The 20790-nt window shown below is 60.8% G+C and carries 22 protein-coding genes; 7 read left to right on the forward strand and 15 right to left on the reverse strand.

What is annotated here, in order from left to right; genetic code table 11:
- Nucleotides 1-99: 99 nt before the first annotated feature.
- From pal to ruvC, 15 genes are all read right to left on the reverse strand, one after another.
- On the reverse strand, nucleotides 100-633 hold the full coding sequence (gene pal / locus QO005_RS16890) for a peptidoglycan-associated lipoprotein Pal (protein WP_307159237.1): 534 nt from the start codon (nucleotides 631-633) through the stop codon (nucleotides 100-102).
- Nucleotides 634-818: 185 nt separating this feature from the next.
- Entirely contained in the window at nucleotides 819-2126 is a 1308-nt protein-coding gene (gene tolB, locus QO005_RS16895; protein ID WP_307159238.1) for a Tol-Pal system beta propeller repeat protein TolB, read from the reverse strand.
- Between the two features lie 20 nt (nucleotides 2127-2146).
- Nucleotides 2147-3310: a cell envelope integrity protein TolA gene (gene tolA, locus QO005_RS16900; protein ID WP_307159239.1), complete on the reverse strand. Its 1164-nt coding sequence runs from the start codon at nucleotides 3308-3310 to the stop codon at nucleotides 2147-2149.
- A gap of 9 nt (nucleotides 3311-3319) precedes the next feature.
- Nucleotides 3320-3778: a protein TolR gene (gene tolR, locus QO005_RS16905; RefSeq protein WP_307159240.1), complete on the reverse strand. Its 459-nt coding sequence runs from the start codon at nucleotides 3776-3778 to the stop codon at nucleotides 3320-3322.
- Nucleotides 3779-3807: 29 nt separating this feature from the next.
- On the reverse strand, nucleotides 3808-4527 hold the full coding sequence (gene tolQ, locus QO005_RS16910) for a protein TolQ (protein ID WP_307159241.1): 720 nt from the start codon (nucleotides 4525-4527) through the stop codon (nucleotides 3808-3810).
- A 332-nt stretch (nucleotides 4528-4859) separates the two neighbouring features.
- Nucleotides 4860-5321, reverse strand: coding sequence for a tol-pal system-associated acyl-CoA thioesterase (gene ybgC, locus QO005_RS16915; protein ID WP_307159242.1), 462 nt, complete (start codon nucleotides 5319-5321; stop codon nucleotides 4860-4862).
- 27 nt (nucleotides 5322-5348) lie between these two features.
- The gene (gene olsE, locus QO005_RS16920; RefSeq protein WP_307159243.1) at nucleotides 5349-6329 is read right to left on the reverse strand and encodes an ornithine lipid hydroxylase OlsE; all 981 of its coding nucleotides are present in this window, start codon (nucleotides 6327-6329) and stop codon (nucleotides 5349-5351) included.
- A gap of 164 nt (nucleotides 6330-6493) precedes the next feature.
- Entirely contained in the window at nucleotides 6494-7000 is a 507-nt protein-coding gene (locus QO005_RS16925) for an NUDIX hydrolase (protein ID WP_307159244.1), read from the reverse strand.
- Nucleotides 6997-7506 carry an NUDIX hydrolase gene (locus tag QO005_RS16930; RefSeq protein ID WP_307159245.1) on the reverse strand — a complete coding sequence of 170 codons (510 nt, stop codon included), beginning with the start codon at nucleotides 7504-7506 and terminating at the stop codon, nucleotides 6997-6999. The genes QO005_RS16925 and QO005_RS16930 overlap by 4 nt, the downstream gene beginning before the upstream one ends.
- A 21-nt stretch (nucleotides 7507-7527) precedes the next feature.
- Nucleotides 7528-8418 carry a metallophosphoesterase gene (locus QO005_RS16935; RefSeq protein ID WP_307159246.1) on the reverse strand — a complete coding sequence of 297 codons (891 nt, stop codon included), beginning with the start codon at nucleotides 8416-8418 and terminating at the stop codon, nucleotides 7528-7530.
- A complete protein-coding gene (gene ruvB, locus QO005_RS16940; RefSeq protein ID WP_307159247.1) occupies nucleotides 8419-9459 on the reverse strand; it encodes a Holliday junction branch migration DNA helicase RuvB in 1041 nt (346 codons plus the stop codon).
- Nucleotides 9456-9854 carry a type II toxin-antitoxin system VapC family toxin gene (locus QO005_RS16945; protein WP_307159248.1) on the reverse strand — a complete coding sequence of 133 codons (399 nt, stop codon included), beginning with the start codon at nucleotides 9852-9854 and terminating at the stop codon, nucleotides 9456-9458. Before QO005_RS16945 ends, ruvB begins: the two co-directional genes overlap by 4 nt.
- The gene (locus QO005_RS16950) at nucleotides 9808-10113 is read right to left on the reverse strand and encodes an AbrB/MazE/SpoVT family DNA-binding domain-containing protein (RefSeq protein ID WP_307159249.1); all 306 of its coding nucleotides are present in this window, start codon (nucleotides 10111-10113) and stop codon (nucleotides 9808-9810) included. The genes QO005_RS16945 and QO005_RS16950 overlap by 47 nt, the downstream gene beginning before the upstream one ends.
- 55 nt (nucleotides 10114-10168) lie before the next feature.
- Nucleotides 10169-10786 carry a Holliday junction branch migration protein RuvA gene (gene ruvA, locus QO005_RS16955; RefSeq protein WP_307159250.1) on the reverse strand — a complete coding sequence of 206 codons (618 nt, stop codon included), beginning with the start codon at nucleotides 10784-10786 and terminating at the stop codon, nucleotides 10169-10171.
- Nucleotides 10787-10790: 4 nt separating this feature from the next.
- On the reverse strand, nucleotides 10791-11300 hold the full coding sequence (ruvC, locus tag QO005_RS16960) for a crossover junction endodeoxyribonuclease RuvC (protein ID WP_307159251.1): 510 nt from the start codon (nucleotides 11298-11300) through the stop codon (nucleotides 10791-10793).
- 150 nt (nucleotides 11301-11450) lie between these two features.
- On the opposite strand from ruvC, the gene QO005_RS16965 reads away from it, so the two are divergent.
- The 7 genes from QO005_RS16965 (at nucleotide 11451) to QO005_RS16995 (ending at nucleotide 20651) form a co-directional block, all read left to right on the forward strand.
- Entirely contained in the window at nucleotides 11451-12461 is a 1011-nt protein-coding gene (locus QO005_RS16965) for an LLM class flavin-dependent oxidoreductase (protein ID WP_307159252.1), read from the forward strand.
- A 116-nt stretch (nucleotides 12462-12577) separates the two neighbouring features.
- Entirely contained in the window at nucleotides 12578-13405 is an 828-nt protein-coding gene (locus QO005_RS16970; protein WP_307159253.1) for an outer membrane protein, read from the forward strand.
- A gap of 313 nt (nucleotides 13406-13718) precedes the next feature.
- Entirely contained in the window at nucleotides 13719-14897 is a 1179-nt protein-coding gene (locus QO005_RS16975) for a phosphoserine transaminase (RefSeq protein ID WP_307159254.1), read from the forward strand.
- 83 nt (nucleotides 14898-14980) lie between these two features.
- Nucleotides 14981-16576, forward strand: a complete 1596-nt coding sequence (gene serA, locus QO005_RS16980; RefSeq protein WP_307159255.1) for a phosphoglycerate dehydrogenase — start codon at nucleotides 14981-14983, stop codon at nucleotides 16574-16576.
- Nucleotides 16577-16908: 332 nt separating this feature from the next.
- A complete protein-coding gene (locus tag QO005_RS16985) occupies nucleotides 16909-18324 on the forward strand; it encodes a cytochrome ubiquinol oxidase subunit I (RefSeq protein ID WP_307159256.1) in 1416 nt (471 codons plus the stop codon).
- Entirely contained in the window at nucleotides 18314-19318 is a 1005-nt protein-coding gene (gene cydB, locus QO005_RS16990; protein WP_307159257.1) for a cytochrome d ubiquinol oxidase subunit II, read from the forward strand. The genes QO005_RS16985 and cydB overlap by 11 nt, the downstream gene beginning before the upstream one ends.
- A 358-nt stretch (nucleotides 19319-19676) precedes the next feature.
- Entirely contained in the window at nucleotides 19677-20651 is a 975-nt protein-coding gene (locus tag QO005_RS16995) for a Tim44 domain-containing protein (RefSeq protein ID WP_307159258.1), read from the forward strand.
- Nucleotides 20652-20790 lie beyond the last annotated feature (139 nt).

Below are 20790 nucleotides of genomic sequence, written 5' to 3' on the forward strand. Positions count from 1 at the left end.
TTTGTTTTTTCGCATTTCCGGGCGGAAAACCGGTTCCCACTTTTCTCGGGACAATGCTCTCGCATGCGCGGCAGACCCTTCGGTCCACCCCGTTTCCGATTACATGCCAGCACCACCCAGCACGGTGACGGCGCGGCGGTTCTGCGACCAGCAGGAGATGTCGTCGCAGGTGGCAACCGGGCGTTCCTTGCCGTAGGAAATGGTCTTGATGCGGCTGGCCGGAATGCCGCGGGAAACCAGATAATCCTTGGTGGCGGCGGCACGGCGGGCGCCGAGCGCGAGGTTGTATTCGCGCGTGCCGCGCTCGTCGGCATGGCCTTCCACGGTGATCGGATACTGCGAGTAGCGCTGCAGCCACTGGGCCTGACGGTCGAGCGTCTGCTGGGCGTCGGCGCGGATCGAGGTGGAGTCGGTATCGAAGAAGATGCGGTCGCCGACATTCACCGTGAAGTCCTGCTTCGAGCCAGGGGTGGCGGCACCCGCGCCGCCCAGGCCCAGTTCACCGGCGCTGTTCGGCATGTTCTTCTTGGAGGCGCAGCCGGCAAGGGCCAGCGCCATCGTCAGCGCGATGACAGCGGGGTTGGTGGCAAGCTTTCTCATGGGGCTCATCGCCAGGGTCACATTGCGGCTCATCGCCGATCTCCTTGGATTGTCAATTAGGGTTGCCGGACTGTAACCAATCCTGGTTAACCATCTACCAACACCTATGGTTAATTTTTACTCAATTGTCACCTGAAACCCTGTTGTTTTGCTCTCGGTTCCGGTGGCCTGATGGCATGAAACCGCCGGTTTGCGGCGGTTTCATAAAGGTTTACGTCCTATTCCAGCAGCGGCGACCAGGCCGGGTCCGAGGCGAAGCCGGGCGTCTTGACCAGCTGTTCGTTATAGCCGGTCAGGTCGATGGAGTAGAGCTGCGGGCCGCCCGCACCGGCTGCCTGACGGAAGAACATCAGCACGCGGCCATTGGGCGCCCAGGTCGGGCCTTCATTGTGGAAGCCGGTGGTGAGAATCCGCTCGCCCGAGCCATCGGGCTTCATGACGCCGATGGAGAACTGGCCGCCCGACTGCTTGGTGAAGGCGATCAGATCGCCGCGCGGCGACCAGACCGGCGTGGAGTAGGAGCCGTCACCGAAGGAGATGCGCGTCTGGCCGGAACCGTCGGCATTCATCACGTAAAGCTGCTGGCGGCCACCCCGGTCGCTTTCGAACACGATCCGGCGTCCATCCGGCGAATAGGAGGGCGAGGTGTCGATGGCTGGCGTATTGGTCAGCCGCGTCGTGGTGCGCGAGCGCAGGTCCATCGTGTAGATATTGGCGTTGCCTTCCTGCTGCAGGCTCATGATCACCCGCTGGCCATCCGGCGAGAAGCGCGGCGCAAAGGTCATGCCGGGGAAATTGCCCACCACTTCGCGCTGGCCTGTTTCCAGTTGCAGCAGATAGACGCGCGGCTGGCCGCCTTCGAAGGACATGTAGGTCACTTCCTGACGGTTCGGCGAGAAGCGCGGCGTCAGCACCAGATCGCGGCCATTGGTCAGCGTGCGTACATTGGCGCCGTCCTGGTCCATGATTGCCAACTGGCGCTTGCGGTCGGTCTTGGTGCCGCTTTCGGCCACGAAGACGATGCGGGTGTCGAAATAGCCCTTTTCACCGGTAATCCGCTCGTAGATCGCATCGGCAATGATATGGGCCACGCGCCGCCAGTTTTCCGGCTGGGTGTAGAACTGCTGGCCCATCATCTGTTTGCCGGCATAGGTGTCCCACAGGCGGAATTCGGCGCGCAGGCGGCCATCGCCTTCCTGGCTGATGCGGCCTACCACCAGAGCCTGAGCGTTCAGCACGGTCCAGTTCTGCATATTGGGCTGGGCGTCGGGATTGGTCTGCTTCTCGATGAAAGCGGCATGGTTGACCGGCGCAAACAGGCCGGACCGCTTCAGGTCGGCTTCCACCACGGCGGAAATTTGCGCCCCGATGCCGTTCGACGAGACGAAATCGGGAATGGCGATCGGCATCGGCTCGACATTGCCCTTGTTGATGTTGATCTCGACAACCGCCATGGCCGGTGTCGCAAAGGCGCCGGCACAGCCGGCGATGACGAGCAGGGAACGGAGGATGGAGAATATTTTCATAAGGGCAAGCCTTTCAGCTTTTACATGAACTCGCTTGGGTCGAAGTTGACGACCACCTCGGACCAGGCGTCGTACTTGTCGGCGGGAAGATTCTTGAACGGAGCGGATTTCAGGATGGCGCGGCGCGCGCCCGCCGTCAGCACCTGCTGGGCGGAGGGGCTGCCGCCGGTGGCGGTGACTTCGGGTTCGCCGATCAGATTGCCGGATTCATCCAGCTTGAAGCGGGCGGTCACCCGCACGTCCTTGCCGTCGGCAATACCGGCCAGCACCGACCAGTTGTTCTGGATCTGGCCGCGCAGCGCATCGATCTCGCTCTGCGACAGCGTCGAGCCGCCAGTGGTCTTCTTGCCGCCAAGGGCGGCCTGCTCGGTGGAGCGTTTCGCGCCGCCGCCGGTCGCCTGCGTCTTGTTGAGCAGGGCAGAAATTTCGTCGGCGTTGAAGTCGCTCTGCTGCGAGGTCTTGGATTTGGCAGCCTGCTGATTCTTGTCGGCCTTCTTCACATCCGGGGCCTTGGCGGCTTCCGTCTGCGGCTTGGGCTCGGGGGGTTTCGGCGTCGGGGTCTTGGTCTCGGCAGGCGTCGGCGGCTCCGGCTTCGGCTTTACGGCAGGCAGCGGCACGGCGGACGGCAAGGGAATTTCCTCGGCCTTGGCCACTTCCTGCGGCTTGTCGGCAGGCTTGGGCTCAGGCTTTGCTACGGGGGTGGGTTCCGGCTTCGGCTCCGGCTTGGGTTCGGGCGTCGGTGTGGGCACATTCTTCGGAACGGGCACGGCATCCTTGGAGGGAGCAATCGCCGTCTCCTCCTTGGCGATGTCCTTGACGTCGTTCGTCTCGGTGTCCTTGTTCGGCTGGACCTGATCCACCTTTTCCGGGGCTGCCGCCACCTCCTGCTGCACCGGCTTCTTGGCGGGTGTCGGCGGGGTTTTCATGTCGATTTCGTTGTCGCCCATGTTTTCGGCGTTTTCAACGGTGGCGGGCTTCTTGGTCGGGGTGGGGGCCGATTTCTCGCGCTTCGGCGCCTTCTTGTCGCCCTGCTGGATCTGCGTCAGTTCTGAAATCGGCACGAGATCGACCGGCAGAGCCTCCACATCGGCCACCTGCATCGGCTCAGGCGCACTCAGCGTCACCAGCGCCATGGCAAGCGCCGTTGCATGCAGAATTGCGGATGTGACGAGACTGCCTTTCATCGCGAACGATCACTTGTCCTGTTCTTGCAGGGTCACGAGGCCGATATTCTTGTAGCCGGCAGCCGAGATCTGGGCCATGACCTTCATGACCGTGCCATAGGCGGCGGCGGTGTCTCCGCGCACATAGATGCGCTCGTTATAGCCCGTTGTGGCAATGGCCTGCAGCTTCGGCACCACTTCCTCAAGGGCGATGGGCTGTTCCTGCAAATAGATCGCGCCCTGCGGATTGACCGAGATGGTAATCGGCTGCGTATCGGAATTCATGGCGCTGGCGCGGGTTTCCGGCAGGTCGATGGGCACGCCCACCGTCATCATCGGCGCAGCCACCATGAAGATGATCAGCAGCACGAGCATGACGTCGACCAGCGGTGTCACGTTGATTTCGCTCACGGGCGCGCGCTTGCCACCCCGGCGCCTGCCGCCCCGGCGGCCACCGCCGCCTCCGCTTGCTCCAACCGACATACCCATGGAATGATCCTCTCTGCCGCCTTCAGGCCTTATTCCGCCGCCTGGCGCGGCTGCAGCTTCTCATCGATCTGGCGCGAAAGGATGGCGGAAAACTCGTCCGCAAAGCCTTCCATGCGCGAGGAGAGCTTGCCGGCCTCACCGGAAAAGCGGTTATAGGCAATAACGGCGGGGATAGCGGCCACGAGGCCGATGGCGGTTGCCAGCAGCGCTTCGGCAATACCCGGCGCCACGACGGCGAGGTTGGTGGATTTCGAACCGGCAATGGCCTGGAAGGAGGTCATGATACCGACAACCGTGCCGAACAGACCGATGAACGGACCTGCCGAGCCGATGGTGGCCAGCGAACCGAGGCGCGCCTCGAACTGTTCGGCCTCGCGCGCCATGGTCACGTCCATGGCGCGGTCGATGCGCATCTGCAGGCCGATCGGCGAGCGTGCGCCGCGCTCGAAGCTCTTCTTCCACTCGCGCATGGCCGATACGAAGATGGCGGCCATCCCCGTGTTGTTGCGCTCGGCGAGCGTGCGGTACAGTTCTTCCAGCGACTGGCCGGACCAGAAGACCTGTTCGAACTGGTCGAACTGGCGGCGCGCCTTGTTGAAGCTGATGACCTTGTCGATAACGATTGCCCAGGTCCAGACGGATGCGCCGAGCAGGCCCAGCATGACCAGCTTGACGATGAGGCCTGCCTGCATGAACAGCGCCCAGAGGCTCACGTCATGGGTCGCAGCTACTGCTCCTAGTTGTTCCATCGCTCTACCGTTCCCAAATACCAAACGCCCGGTGCATGCGCCCGGGCGATATTGCCGCCCCGCTTGGCCATCAATGCCTCGCCAGGACGCTTCCATCCATTGCATTGCCGCTCGGAGACCTTCAAATCATCTGACCTGAAGCGACGGCGATCCATTGTCTTTGCAGAATGTGCGTGGCGGCCCTTGAGCAAACCGCAAAACTGACCCCAAAGCACCCAAGCTGCCTTTTTGCCGGTAAATTTGGTCAAAGGAAGGCGTGCAGCGCACAATCTGTGTTAGACGGATTAAGACAACATTATCGTTAACGATAGGTTATCATCATGACATCGTGATCAGGATGAGGGCTGTTCTTCCGCTTTGCCGAGGAATTTTTCCGCAAGAGTTTCCGGCAGGCGTCGGGGGCGGCCCAGCCGGTTCACCACGGCAATCGTTACCTTGGCTTCGATCAGCCGCCGGTCTGCGGTGCTGATCGTCTGGCGCAGCACCATCTTGGCGCCACCGGCCTTTTCGGTCAGCGTTTCGATGGTCAGGATATCGTCCATCCGCGCCGGGCTCTTGAAATCCACCTCCATGCGGTGAACGACAAAGACCAGTCCTTCCTCATCCAGCCTGATCAGCTGGCTCTGCTGGCAGCCGAGGCAGCGCAGGTAATCGGTGCGTCCCCGTTCCAGAAAATGCAGATAGCGGGCATGATAGACCAGGCCGGAAAAATCCGTGTCTTCATAATAGACGCGCTGGTGCAGGCGGTGGCCGTTGTCGATCAACTGGCCGCTGAGGTTCAGGTCTTCCGTCATGGTGAAATGTCATATCCTTGAAAGAAATCAGCTTTTCGGCGTCAGCACGATCTTTGCCTTTTCGGCGCGCTCCCGTTCCAGCTCCGCGGCGATCTGCGCCTCGTAATAGGCCTTGGGCTTGGACCCCAGGATCTGCCGCTGGCCCTTGCGGCTGAAGGGCTGGGCCAATTGCGCAAGAAAACCCTTGGCGATCTTGCCGGTGATGCCGATATGCCGTCCCGGCTCACGATCCGGATTGAAATAGGTGCCGAAGATCTGGTCGAACAGCACCAGATTTTCCCCGTAATTGCTGTTGCCCTCGCGCAGGTTGAGCGAATGATGCCAGCGATGCAGGCGCGGCGTGGAGAAGATGTAGTCCAGTGGTCCCGTCACCACATCCAGATTGCAATGGGTGAGAATGCCGATAAAGGCCGTGACCGCTCCCACCCAGAGAAACACCTCCACCGGTGCGCCGAGAAGATAGAGCGGCACCTGGCTCAGCGTGATCTTGAACACCGAATCGACCACATGAAAGCGCCCGGTATTGACGACCCAGAGCCGTTCCACGGAATGATGAAGGGCATGGAAGCGCCAGAGGTTCAGATGTTCATGCGCCAGCCGATGCGCCCAATAGAGCCCGAATTCGGCGATGATCAGCGCCAGCACCACCTGCAAAGGTAGCGGCAGATGCACAGGCCAGCCGCCGATCCTCAGAAACTGCGAGGCTGCGAAAACCTTGGCCGCCAGCATGGGAAAGACCACACCCAGGCCGGACAATACTTCCACCACGCCTTTGGTCAAAAGCGTATGGGCGATGTCATTGGCGGTCTCGCCATCGTTTTCCAGCCATGCCGGTTCAAAGGGCATCAGCCGTTCCGCCAGGCCCAGCAGCGCGAAGGTGCCGAGATAGACGAAGACGAAATTCAGCACCGGAGACTGGCTTTGAAAGGCCAGCGCACTGCCGGTAAGGCCGAGGCCGAGAAAAGCGGGCCAGGCAAGCCATCGTGCGAGAGTGTGGATTGGGGCCATTCTGAACGTCCGGATCATCTAAAGAGCAAAGGTTCGCTGTCGCATCTTAAAATCTGCTGCATGGTCTTGCAGAAACCGCAGCGCTTCGCAATCCCGCAGATGATGAACGACTGCAAACGACACTTGTGTTTTTTGCATGGAGGCCCGCCCGGAAGGGTTGTCTTTCAGGTGCCAGCGCTTTCGCGATTGATGATGTGCCGGCTTGCGTGAGGCGGATTTTCGACGAAAGCGGAAAGAAGGCGGGGATGGATATCGAACCGCTCGAAGCTGTCCGCCACGGCTGGAACCCAGCGGAACAGCACCTCCGTTGGCCCATCCTGCACCCGGTGCACGATCTCGCTGTCATGGAAGGGCAGGGGAGAGAGGGGTTCCAGCAGATAATAAAAGCTCAACTCATGGGCCTGATAGCCTTCATAGGGGAAGAAGTTTTCCACGGTGAACAGCAGCCGGTCGATGCGCGCCTCGCAATCCAGTTCCTCGCGGATTTCGCGTATAATTGTTTCTTCGGAGGTCTCGCCGATCTCGGCCCTTCCGCCCGGAAGCGCCCAGTAATCATGCGCTGCTCCGCGCTGCACCAGCAGATGATCGTTTTGAAAGATCAGCCCGGCAACGCGCATGGAAAACAGCAGCGGCTTCCGGTCCAGCCGGATCATATGGCGTTCATGCATCATAACAGGTCCAGATCTCCATCGTCCCACACGAGATGGCGGGTGTGCAAAGGTAGGTTTTCAATCTCCTCGGCAATGAATGACGGGGGGATGGGCAATGCTGCAAGTGCGCTACGGCTTGCCTTTGACCACCTGAATTCCAGCAGGTTCTTGCCGTCCTGGATGCGGTGAATGATCTCGCTTTCATGGAAGGCGATGCTTTCGGGCAGGTGCATCAGATAATAGAGCCCGTATTCCTGCCAGTCCTTACCCTCGTAATGGAAAAAGTTCTCCACGCTCCACAGCAGCCGGTCGATCCGCGCTTCGACGCCCAGTTCTTCCTTCATCTCGCGCCTCAGCGTCTCAGCCGTCGTCTCGCCGATCTCCGCCCGCCCGCCGGGAAAGGTCCAGAAGCGCTCATGCGCCGCCCGGTGCACCAGCACATGACCGTTGCGAAAGGCAAGCCCCGCAACCCGCATCTGCCAGATACGGCCCGGTTCCTTGAGGCGGATGCGCCTGTCCTTGCTCATTGGATGGGCTCTCCTTCCGGCTCAGGCAAGATCGATCACCACGATTTCCGGCGGCGACCCAAAACGGATCGGCGCAATCGAGCAGCCGAGACCGCCGGAGACGACCAGATGCCGCCCGCCTTCCTCTTTCAAGCCATAGACATAGCGCGACCCGTAGCGGGAGGGCACCACCGGCGTCCAGCCGAAGAGGTTCACCTGCCCGCCATGGGTGTGGCCGGAGAGTGTCAGCGCCACGCGATCCGGCACACTGGGGAAGATATCCGGCTCATGGGCCAGAAGGATCACGGGGGCATCATCGGTGATCTGCGCCATGGTTTGAGGCAGGTTGTCCAGCCCTGTCATCCGGTGGCGTCCGGTAAGGTAGGCCCATTGATCTTCCAGTCCGGCAATCCAGAAAGGCGCATCCTCGGGGCCGATCCGCGCGGCGCGGTTGGAATAGACCTCGATGCCGACATCCCGCAGCGCCCGGTGCGCTACCGTTTCCGGCAGGCGCTGCAATTGCGCTTCGGCATCCTGCCACCAGTCGTGATTGCCGCAGACGGCATGCACCCCGAGCGGGGCCTTCAGCCGGGAAAGGCTCGCCGCCCAGTCCTTCGGCGGCACGGTGCCGGTCACCACTTTCATGCCGGACATGTAATCGCCGAGCAGCAGGATAATGTCGCCGCCGAGCGTATTGGCGTAATCGCAGATCTCGGCAATGCGCGAGGCCGGCATCCAGGGTTCGCAGGCATGGAAATCCGCAAGCGCCACGATGCGCAGCTTTTGCCCGCGCCTCCAGGCGCGGGGTGTCAGTGTGTAATGGGTGGTGTTCAGACGCAGCAACGGCTCAACCCCGCCAGCATAGCCGGCAAGCGAGAGCAGACCTACCGCCGATCCCGCCAGCAGTTTGAAGAAGGTACGGCGGCTGATCACTCACTCATCCTCAAGGGTGAGGCGAAATTGCGCGGCTTCCAGATCCTTTGGCGGCACCATGCCCAGATGTTTCCAGGCATTGGCGGTCAACACCCGCCCGCGCGGCGTGCGCTGGATAAAGCCCTGCTGGATCATATAGGGCTCGATAATGTCCTCAATGGCGTCCCGGGGTTCGGAAAGCCCGGCGGCAATGGTTTCGATGCCCACCGGCCCGCCGCCGAAATTCACCGCGATCATCGAAAGATAGCGGTTGTCGAGCTGGTCGAGACCCATATTGTCGACATGCAGCCGGGTCAGCGCCTCGTCGGCAATCTCCTTCGTCACGGCCTCGGCCCGGGCCACTTCGGCAAAATCGCGCACCCGCCGCAGCAGGCGTCCGGCAATGCGCGGCGTGCCGCGCGCCCGTCGCGCCACTTCGCGCGCGCCGTCATCCGTCATCGGCAGGCCGAGCAGGCGGGCACCGCGCCGCACGATCAGTTCCAGCTCATCGACCGTGTAGAAGTTGAGCCGCACCGGAATGCCGAAGCGGTCGCGCAGCGGCGTGGTCAGGAGCCCCAGCCGGGTGGTGGCCGCAACAAGCGTGAATTTCGACAGATCGATCTTGACCGAGCGCGCCGCCGGGCCTTCGCCGATGATCAGATCAAGCTGGAAATCCTCCATGGCCGGATAGAGGATTTCTTCCACCGCCGGATTGAGCCGGTGGATTTCATCGATAAAGAGCACATCGCGCTCTTCGAGATTGGTCAGCAGTGCCGCCAGATCCCCCGCCTTGGCGATGACAGGGCCGGAGGTGGAGCGGAAATTCACCCCCAGTTCCTTGGCCATGATCTGCGCCAGCGTTGTCTTCCCCAGCCCCGGCGGCCCGACGAAGAGCACATGATCCAGCGCCTCGCCGCGGTTTTTTGCCGCCTCGATGAAGATTTTCAGATTGGCGCGCGCTTCCGCCTGGCCGGTAAAATCCTCCAGCGTCTGCGGACGCAGCGCCGCATCGAGATCTTCCCCACGCTTTTCCGGAGTGAGAACGGGATTGTGGGTGCTCATGCCAAAAGTTCCATATGCGAGACGTCGCGGGCTGCCTTGCGATCGAAGGTGACGACACGGCTTGCTCCCTGGCGCAGCGCCAGATGCGCAACGATACGATCCGAAAGATCGCTTTGCCGAAGGGTTTCATCTTCGATCATGGCGTCGAGAATATCCTCATCCTCAAACAGAAACTGTTCGGCTGGGACAAGCTTCCGAAGCACATCAACGATATCCGCATTGCTGAAGCGGTAGCTGCGCTTCAACACCCAGGCCATTTCCGCGACCACCACCAGAGATATATAGGCCGGATCATCAACGGAGCGTTCAGAGATAAAATGCTTCGCTGCCTCGAACTGCTCGGCATCGTCAGCCAGAAGAAACCTCAGAAGAACGTTTGTGTCGATGCCAATCACTCATAATCCTCCGGTCGTCTTCCGCAAGCGCGTCGCCAATTGCCGCATCCATCTCCTCAAGGCTCATCCTTGGGCGCGACGGATCATGCAGCACTCCGGCAAGCTCCATGGCGTTGCCATTCTTAACGCGAAGATAAATGCGATTGCCCTGGGCAACATACCTGATCTTGTCCCCGGGCTTGAGACCCAGCAACTCTCGAATCTCCGCCGGAATGGTCGTCTGCCCCTTCGACGTGATGGTGCTGTCATAAATAGCCATGGCACACCTCCTTACTTTCTTATTATGGTAAGGAAATACCCGAAAAGCAAGGAAATCACCGTGAAAGCTCCTTCAATCCCAGGCGAATGAGCTTGGCGCTGTCGGCATCTTCTCCAGCATTTTTCAGGGCTGCGGCCACGGCATTGGCCGCCTGCTCGCGGGAATAGCCGAGATTGGTGAGCGCTGAAACGGCATCGGCCACCGGGGCGGCGGCGACACCTTCGCCGATTTCTTGCTTGAGACCGATGCTGGCCGCCGCTTCACCGGCAAAGGCGGGGGCCTTGTTCTTCAGTTCGGTGACGATGCGCAGCGCCACTTTCGGGCCTACGCCCGGCGCGCGTGAAATCGCCGCCTTGTCCTGCAGTGCAATGGCATTGGCGAGATCGGACGGCGCGAGGGTGGAGAGCAACGCCAGCGCCACCTTGGCGCCCACACCTTGCACGCTTTGCAACAGCAGGAACCATTCCCGCTCCAGCCTGCTCATGAAGCCGAACAGCTTGAGCTGGTCTTCCCGCACATAGGTTTCGATGAACAGCACCACCGCTTCTCCGGCAGAGCCGATGCGCGACAGCGTGCGCGAGGCGCAGAACACCTCGTAGCAAACGCCATGAACATCCACCAATACGTGGTCGTCGCCAATCTCGTCTATCGTGCCCTTGAGCTTGCCGATCATCTCTTCAACCCGCCATGATCTTTCTAAATCGTTCGCCGCCACGATTATGGGCATGGCAGATGGCAATGGCCAGCGCGTCGGCGGCATCGTTGCCCTTGAATTCGGCCTTGGGCATCAGGATTTTCAGCATCATGTGAATCTGCTGCTTTTCCCCGTGACCAACGCCGATCACCGATTTCTTCACCGCATTCGGCGCATATTCCGCAACCGGCAGCCCGGCCCGGGCCGGTGCCAGCATGGCGACGCCCCGCGCCTGGCCAAGCTTCAGCGTGGCCACCGCATCCTTGTTGACGAAGGTCTGCTCAACCGCCGCCTCATCCGGCCGGTACTGGTGGATCACCTCCGCCAGCCCGTCATGCAACTGGCAGAGGCGGGAGGCGAGATCCATCTCGCTATCCGAGGTCACGGTGCCGGAGGCAACGAAGCGCAGGCTGTTGCCCAGCGTCTCGATCACGCCCCAGCCGGTCCGGCGCAGGCCCGGGTCGATGCCGATGATGCGAATCGTGTTTGTCATGGCTTATCCTTAGCGCCTTCTTCCCTTCCACTGCCAGCAAAATGTGAACAAAACAAAAACATTTCCGCAGCTTTCGCAAAAGCTTTTTGGCAATTCGGACAAGGCTTCTTAAGTAAGAGAAAAGAGAGTTGCAAAGATGAGTTGCGCCCCATGACCTCCATTCCCTTTTCCATTCTCGATCTGTCGCCCATCGGTGAGGGCCAGACGGCCACTGACGCCCTGGAAGCCTCCCGCCGCATGGCGGTCGCCGCCGAAGAGCATGGCTATAACCGCTTCTGGCTGGCCGAACATCATGGTATGCTGGGCATTGCCAGCGCTGCCACGTCCATCGTGATCGCCCATGTCGGCGCGGCGACGAAACGCATCCGCATCGGCTCCGGCGGCATCATGCTGCCCAATCATTCGCCCATGGTGATTGCCGAACAATTCGGCACGCTGGAAGCCCTGTTTCCGGGCCGTGTGGATCTGGGCTTGGGCCGCGCGCCGGGCACGGATATGCGCACGGCACGGGCGCTGAGGCGCAATCTGGAGGCGGGCGCGGAGAACTTTCCGCACGACATCCAGGAGCTTCAGTATTTCCTTGGTTCCGAAAGCGCAGAAGGCAGTGTCATCGCCGTGCCGGGCATGGGCAGCCAGGTGCCGGTCTGGCTTCTGGGGTCGAGCCTTTACAGCGCGCATCTGGCTGCGGCGCTGGGTCTTCCTTACGCCTTTGCCTCGCATTTCGCCCCCGATCAGTTGATCGAGGCCATTTCCATCTATCGGGATCGCTTTCAGCCGTCTGCAACCCTCGATAAGCCTTATATGATGGTCGGCGTCATGGGGGCGGTGGCGGAGACCGACGCGGAGGCCGCCCGGCTTTTCACCTCGGCCGAACAGCAATTCGTCAATCTGCGGCGCAATCACCGCCAACAGTTTCCAAAGCCGGTGGACAGCATGGAAGGCCGCTGGAGCGAGATGGAACGCTTCGGCGTCGAGCACACCTTGCGCTATGCCATCGTCGGCTCTCCGGCGACGGCGGAGGCCAAGCTCTTGTCCTTCCTTCAGGAGACCGGGGCCGATGAGCTGATCGTGTCCATGCCGATCTACGATATCGAGGCGAGGCTGAAATCTCTGGCGCTGTTTTCGCAATTGCAGCCCATGCAGCACCGGCTTGCGGCCTGACCTGTCTTACAATCTATTAAGGATAATAAACATGCTTAATGGGGTCTTAACCTTTAGGCCCCATGATCCCCGTCCGAGAGGAGGGCCGGTTGCGGCCTCCAGATGGGGTGATTTCCATGAAGAGCAGAATTCTGGGCCTGATGTTCGCCCTTTCCGCCATGCCCGCCATGGCCGCCGATCTTTACCAGCCTGAACCGCCGCCGCCGGTGGAGGCGCCGGAAGTGCGGGTTTCGGATGTCGCCTCCGGCTGGTACCTGCGCGGTGATGTCGGCTATTCCTTCAACAAACTGCGCGGCGCTCATTATTTCCAGGGCTCCAATGCCAGCCTGACCGATTTTACCAAGGCCGATCTGGATGACAGTTTCTGGGGCGGTGCCGGTGTCGGTTACCAGATCAACAGCCATCTGCGCACCGATCTAACCTTCGATTATCTCGGCAAGGCGGATTTCTCCGGCTCCACCCATGGTTCCTGCGGTGTGTCCACTGCCTGTACCTCGCGTGACCTGTCTTCGCTACAGGCCTATACGCTGATGGCCAATGCCTATGTCGATCTCGGCACCTATGCCTCGATCACGCCCTATGTCGGCGCCGGTATCGGCGGCTCCTACGTCAAATGGGACAAGCTGAAAAACACCGCCTGCGCCGATGACGGCAGCGGTTGCGATGGTACCGTCACCCATGACGGCAAGGGCAGCTGGCGCTTCGCCTATCAGGTCATGGTCGGCGCTTCGGTCGATATCACCTGCGACTGGAAGGCCGATGCCGGCTACCGCTTCCGCCATACGCTGTCCGGCGACATGTTCGGCTACCGCGACAATGGCGGTCCCGGCAGCGACAAGGGCTTCTACAGCCACCAGCTCTATGCCGGTGCGCGCTACCAGTTCGGCGGCTGCCCGCAGCCGGTGGCGTATGAGCCGCCACCACAGCCGATGGTCTACAAGTGAACGCAGCCTATGCTTCTTCAAGGCCCTGGATTTCTCCGGGGCCTTTTGATTTTCGGCTTTCTCTTCAACGGTTACAGCGCCGTGCGTTTTGTCAAACGCACAAAGGGCGCTGTAAGACTTTAAATCTCCTGCATAATTTTCACCTGAAATCGATTCCGATTTCAGGTGAAAATTATGCAGGAGGGCTCTTCATTTCCATTTTGTCGCAGCCGGAACAGCAAAAGCCGCTTGACGAAATGCGCCGAAATCTATAGCACCAGCGGCGGGACACCTCTCCCCAACGAGAGGCTAATTACCTGGAAGGGTATCTGATATGGCTGAGATTCTCGCCCCCGCCGCACGTCCGGCAAACACTCATTTTTCGTCTGGCCCCTGCTCGAAGCGTCCCGGTTGGTCGCTCGAAGCGCTTTCCGATGCCCCGCTCGGTCGTTCGCACCGTGCCAAGGTCGGCAAGGAAAAGCTGAAGCTGGCCATTGACCTGACTCGTGAAGTTCTGAAGGTTCCCGCCGATTACCGCATCGGTATCGTTCCCGCTTCTGACACCGGCGCCGTTGAAATGGCCCTGTGGTCGCTGCTGGGTGAGCGCGGCGTGGACATGCTGGCCTGGGAAAGCTTCGGCGCCGGCTGGGTGACCGATGTGGTCAAGCAGCTGAAGCTCAAGGATGTCCGCAAGTTCGAATCCGCCTATGGCGAGTTGCCGAACCTCGCGGAGGTCGATTTCGACCGCGATGTCGTTTTTACCTGGAACGGCACCACCTCGGGCGTTCGTGTTCCCAATGCCGATTTCATTCCTGCCGACCGCAAGGGTCTGACCATTTGCGATGCCACCTCGGCTGCCTTTGCGCAGGAGATGGATTTCACCAAGCTCGACGTTGTGACCTTCTCCTGGCAGAAGGTGCTGGGCGGCGAGGGCGGCCACGGCATGCTCATTCTCAGCCCGCGCGCTGTCGAGCGGCTGGAATCCTATGTTCCGGCCTGGCCGCTGCCGAAGATTTTCCGCATGACCAAGGGCGGCAAGCTGATCGAAGGCATCTTCACCGGCGAAACGATCAACACGCCCTCCATGCTCTGCGTCGAGGACTATATCGATGCGCTGCAGTGGGCAAAGAGCCTCGGCGGTCTCGATGCCCTGGTGGCGCGCGCCAATGCCAATGCCAAGGTCATCTTCGATTTCCTCGCCGCAAATGACTGGATTGCCAATCTGGCCAAGGTGGAAGAGACCCGTTCCAACACCTCCGTTTGCCTGACCATCGTCGACAAGGATGTCGTGGCGCTGTCCGCCGATGCCCAGGCCGCCTTTGCCAAGGGCATGGTGTCGCTTCTCGACAAGCAGGGCATTGCCTTCGATATCGGCGCTTACCGTGATGCGCCGGCTGGCCTGCGCATCTGGGCTGGCGCCACCATCGAGACGGCGGACATGCAGGCCCTGATGCCCTGGCTGACCTGGGCCTTCGAGACCCAGAAGGCTGCGCTGGCCAAGGCCGCCGCCTGATTTTGCTGATCCGGTCCGGCCACGGGCCGGACCCTTCTTCCCAGTATTGACTGTTTTACACGAACTCTATCGGAGGCCTCGTCATGGCACCTCGCGTTCTCGTATCCGACGAACTGTCGGAAACCGCCGTCCAGATTTTCCGCGATCGCGGCGTTGAAGTGGATTTCCAGCCGAAACTCGGCAAGGACAAGGATAAGCTGGCTGAAATCATTGGCAATTACGATGGTCTGGCCATCCGTTCGGCCACCAAGGCCACGGAAAAGCTGATTGCCGCCGCCACCAATCTCAAGGTGATCGGCCGCGCCGGGATCGGCGTCGATAATGTCGATATTCCGGCAGCGTCGAAGCGCGGTATCATCGTGATGAACACGCCGTTCGGCAACTCCATCACCACCGCCGAACACGCCATTGCGCTGATGTTTGCCGTGGCCCGCCAGCTTCCCGCCGCCGATACCTCTACCCAGGCCGGCAAGTGGGAAAAGTCGAAGTTCATGGGTGTCGAAATCACCGGCAAGACGCTCGGCGTCATCGGCGCGGGCAATATCGGCTCCATCGTCTGCTCGCGCGCCATTGGCCTGAAGATGCATGTCATCGCCTACGACCCCTTCCTGTCGGCTGAACGCGCCCAGGAAATGGGCGTGACCAAGGTCGAGCTGGACGAATTGCTGGCCCAGGCCGATTTCATCACGCTTCATGTGCCGATGACCGACAAGACGCGCGGCATCATCAGCAAGGAAGCCCTTGCCAAGACCAAGAAGGGTGTTCGCATCATCAACTGCGCCCGTGGCGGTCTGGTGGATGAGGCAGCTCTTGCCGAGGCCATCAAGTCCGGCCATGTCGCCGGTGCAGGTTTCGACGTTTTCGAAGTGGAGCCCGCCACCGAAAGCCCGCTCTTCGGCCTGCCGAACGTCGTCTGCACGCCGCATCTTGGCGCCTCCACCACGGAAGCCCAGGAAAACGTGGCTCTGCAGGTGGCCGAGCAGATGTCGGATTACCTGATCAAGGGCGCGGTTTCCAATGCGATCAACATGCCGTCGATCACAGCGGAAGAAGCGCCGATCCTCAAGCCCTTCATCAAGCTTGCCGATGTTCTGGGCGCCTTTGTCGGACAGGTCAACGAAGGTCCGATCAAACAGATCGAGATCCTCTATGACGGCGATACCGCCAGGATGAACACCAAGGCACTGACATCTGCACTGCTGGCCGGCCTCATCCGTCCGCAGGTGGCCGATGTGAACATGGTGTCCGCGCCGATCATGGTGAAGGAAAAGGGCATCGTGCTTTCGGAAGTCAAGCGCGACAAGACCGGCGTTTATGACGGCTACATCAAGCTGACGGTGACAACCGACAAGCAGACCCGTTCGGTGGCCGGTACGGTCTTCTCGGATGGCAAGCCGCGCTTCATCCAGATCAAGGGCATCAACATGGATGCCGATGTCGGCAGCCACATGATCTATATTACCAACACCGACGTCCCCGGCATGATCGGCTTCATGGGCACCACCCTCGGTGACGCCAAGGTCAACATCGCCAACTTCCAGCTCGGCCGCGAAAAGGAAGGCGGCGACGCCATTGCGCTTCTTTATGTCGACGGTCCGGTGGAGCAGGTCGTGCTCGACAAGCTTACGGCAAACCCGGCGATCAAACAGGCCAAACTGCTGACCTTTGCGGTGGAATGAGCCTTTCTGTAGTGTTGCGGATCACGGACCGGCGGGATGAAAATCCCGCCGTTTTTTATGTTTGATAAACGCCAAACTGTCGCATGGCGGGTTGTCGCATTGATAGTTTTCGCGTTCGGCCTAATTTGATTTTCATCACCTGTTGCCGGAGTGGGACGCTGGGGGCAAAAGCTGCGAACAGTTGAGGCCGGCAGGGGTTAGAGTACCTCAATGTTTCGCGGAAACATTGAAATGCTCTAACTATTTGTTTTTGAGCATTTCCTGACGGAAAACCGGATTCCACTTTTCCTGGAAATGCTCTGGGAGGCTTTGATCAAAAGGGGTGCCGCACCATGTTCGAGAGTTTCGATGCCGTCTTGCTGGCCCGCATCCAGTTTGCCTTTACTGTGTCCTTTCACATCATCTTCCCCGCCTTTTCCATCGGGCTTGCCAGCTATCTGGCGGTGCTGAACGGGCTCTATCTCTGGAAGAAGGATGACGTCTATCTCCAGCTCTTCGATTTCTGGAAGACAATCTTTGCGGTCGCTTTCGGCATGGGCGTGGTGTCCGGTATCGTCATGTCCTACCAGTTCGGCACCAATTGGGCAGTGTTTTCCGACAAGGCCGGACCGGTCATCGGCCCGTTGATGGGTTATGAGGTGCTCACCGCCTTCTTCCTGGAAGCAGGCTTTCTCGGCGTCATGCTGTTCGGCCTGAAAAGGGTAGGGCCGGGGCTGCATTTCTTTGCCACCTGCATGGTGGCGCTCGGCACCCTGATTTCCGCCACCTGGATCCTGGCGGTGAATTCCTGGATGCAGACGCCCGCAGGCTTCGGTTTCAATGACAAGGGGCAGTTCATCCCGCTCGATTGGTGGGCGGTAATCTTCAATCCCTCCTTCCCCTATCGTCTCGTGCATATGGTGCTGGCTGCCTATCTCACCACGGCGCTGGTGGTGGGGGCCTGCGGGGCCTGGCATCTCCTGAAGGGCACTGCGCCGCGCCGCGCGGGCAAGATGTTTTCCATGGCCATGGGCATGGTGGCCCTGGTCGCGCCCATCCAGATCATCGCAGGCGATGCGCACGGGCTGAACACGCTGGAGCACCAGCCTGCCAAGGTGATGGGCATGGAAGGTCATTTCCAGAGCCATGCGGAAGGCGCGCCGCTCATTCTCTTCGGCATTCCCAATCAGGATGAGCAGCGCATGGATTATGCGGTGGAAATCCCGAAACTCTCTAGCCTCATTCTCAAGCATGATCTGAATGCGCCGCTTGCGGGTCTCGATACGATTCCGCGCGAGTTGCAGCCACCGGTCGCGGTGATCTTCTGGTCCTTCCGCGTCATGGTCGGCCTGGGCTTTGCCATGCTGGGGCTCGGCCTGTGGAGCCTGTGGTGCCGCTACAAAGGCACGTTGTTGACTGCACGTCCGTTGCAGCGGGTGGCGGTCACCATGGGGCCTGCGGGATTCATCGCCGTGCTGGCCGGGTGGATCACGACGGAGGTGGGGCGTCAGCCCTTCACCGTCTATGGCCATCTGTTGACGGCGCAGTCGCATTCGCCGCTCGGAGCACCGGCGGTGGCCACGTCGCTCATCCTGTTCATCATCGTCTACTTCTTCGTCTTCGGAGCAGGGACCTTCTATATCCTGCGCCTGATGGGCCGCCTGCCGCGCGATCCCACGGCGGAGATCGGCGGTGCACCGCTGCGCAGTACCGGCATCACCCCCGGCCCGGCATCCAACGCCCATCATGGAGGCTCCCATGCCCATTGATTATGCTTTCATCTGGGCCGCGCTGATCGCTTTTGCGGTGCTGGCCTATGTCGTGCTCGACGGTTTCGATCTCGGCATCGGCGTGCTGTTTCCCTTCTTCCGCAACGAGCATGACCGCGACCAGATGGTGAATTCCGTCGCGCCGGTCTGGGATGGCAATGAAACCTGGCTGGTGCTGGGCGGCGGCGGGCTGCTGGCGGTGTTTCCGCTGGCCTATGCCACCATTCTCCCGGCGCTTTACATGCCGATCATCCTAATGCTGCTCGGCCTGATCTTCCGGGGGGTCGCCTTCGAATATCGCTGGCGCACGACGCGGTGGAAGCCGGTCTGGGATGTCGGCTTTGCGGGCGGCTCCATTCTGGCGGGCTTTTGCCAGGGCATCGCGCTCGGGGCGCTTGTGCAAGGCATTCCGGTGGCAAACCGCGCCTATTCCGGGGGCTGGTGGGATTGGCTGACGCCGTTTTCCATCGCCACGGGCGTGGCGCTGGTGCTGGGCTATGGCCTGCTCGGCGCGACATGGCTGGTGTTCAAAACGGTGGGGCCGCTGCGCGAACAGGCACGCCGCTTCGCCCTGCCGCTGGCGCTTGTCACCGTGGCGGCGATGGGCATCTTCAGCCTGTGGACCCCCTGGCTCAAGCCGCATTATCTCGATCGCTGGTTCGGCTACCCCACCGCCATCTTCAGCGTCATCGTGCCGCTTCTCGTGCTCGGCTGCCTTTACCTCATCCATAAGGGTCTGAGAGATGGCCGCGACTGGCTGCCCTTCGTTGCGGCGCTCGGTCTTTTCGTGCTGGGCTATGCCGGGATCGGCATCAGCTTCTATCCCTATATCGTGCCGACGGCGCTGACCATCTGGGAAGCCGCCGCGCCGGATGACAGCCTGAAATTCCTGCTGGTCGGGGCGGCTGTTCTGGTGCCGATTATTCTGATCTATACCAGCTATGCCTATTGGGTGTTCCGGGGCAAGATCGACCCGGAAGAAGGCTATCATTGATAAGAGGGTGCACACGCCGTGAACAGCGCAGCCCCCGAACCATAAGGATGAAGACTGTTGGACAGTGAACGCAAGACGGTAGGGCAGCGGATTTTCTGGTTCGGCCTGTTTTGGCTGCTCGGGGTCGGCGTCGTCGGCATGGTGGCGATTGCCATTAAACTCGTGCTCGGTGCCTGAGCTGGAGCATTTGCAGGAAAAGTGTAGTCGCGGTTTTCCGTTCGCAAATGCGTAAAAATAAAAGCTAAGAGTGTTTCCATCCGGAAACACTCTTAGCGGAAAATCGACAGGCTTCGTCTTAAAAAGCAGGCTCGCGCTTCCCATATCAGAGGGCATGATGTTTCGGAGGAAAGAGAAGACGATGCGACGTGCGACGAAAGCGGTAGCGATTGCGGTGCTGGGCCTGGCGGTCAGCCTGACGGCGGTGGATTTTGCCGAGGCGCGGCGCGCTGGCAGTTCGGGCAGCTTCGGCAGCCGCGGAACCCGCACCTATAGCGCTCCGCCGGTCACCCAGACGGCGCCCACCACAGCCGCTCCCATTCAGCGCAGCATGACGCCCAATACCGCCCAGCCCGGCATGAGCCAGCCCTACGGCCAGCCGCAGCGTGGCGGCTTCTTCGGCGGTCTCGGCGGCTCGCTGATGGGCGGCCTGCTGATGGGGGGCCTGTTCGGCATGCTGCTCGGCCATGGCTTCGGCGGCGGCGCAGGCATGCTCGGCTTCCTCTTCCAGATGCTGCTGATCGGCGGCGCCATCATGCTCGCCATGCGGCTGTTCGGCCGCCGCCGCGAAGCCTATTCCAGCCCGATGAACCGCATGGGCTCCGGCCCCGCCAACGGTTCAGCAAACGGCATCAACCAGGGCGGAGGCTTTCCCATTCCGCGCATGGGCGCGGGGCTGGGCGGCGGCAGCGCCAAGGCGGGCAGCGATGGCGTAGGCATCGCCTCCGCTGACCTCGACACCTTCGAGGAACTGCTGAAGGAGATGCAGCGCGCCTATGCGGCGGAAGATTATTCGGCGCTGCGGCGCATCACCACGCCGGAGGCCATGTCCTATCTCGCCGAGGAACTGGGCGATCACGCCACGCGCGGACTGCGCAATGATGTCAAGGATGTGCGCCTGTTGCAGGGTGATCTGGCCGAGGCCTGGAAGGAAGGCCCGGTGGATTACGCCACCGTTGCCATGCGCTACGAGGCAATCGACGTGCTGCGCAACCGCACCACCGGCGAAGTGGTAGAAGGCGATCCGAACCATCCGCAGGAATCGGTGGAAGTCTGGACGTTCGTTCGCCGTCCCGGTGCCGGTTGGGTGATATCGGCTATCCAGTCTGCTGGTTAATCCCGGCTCGATTTTGTGGTTAAACGTAAAACCCCTCGTTCCAACGAACGAGGGGTTTTTCTGTAGCACTAAAGCACGTTGCGGCTTATCAGCCTCATGCAACGTGCTTTACATTCTTGTTTTAACGCATGTCGTTATC

This window comes from Allorhizobium paknamense, assembly GCF_030815125.1.
Lineage (GTDB): Bacteria > Pseudomonadota > Alphaproteobacteria > Rhizobiales > Rhizobiaceae > Allorhizobium > Allorhizobium paknamense.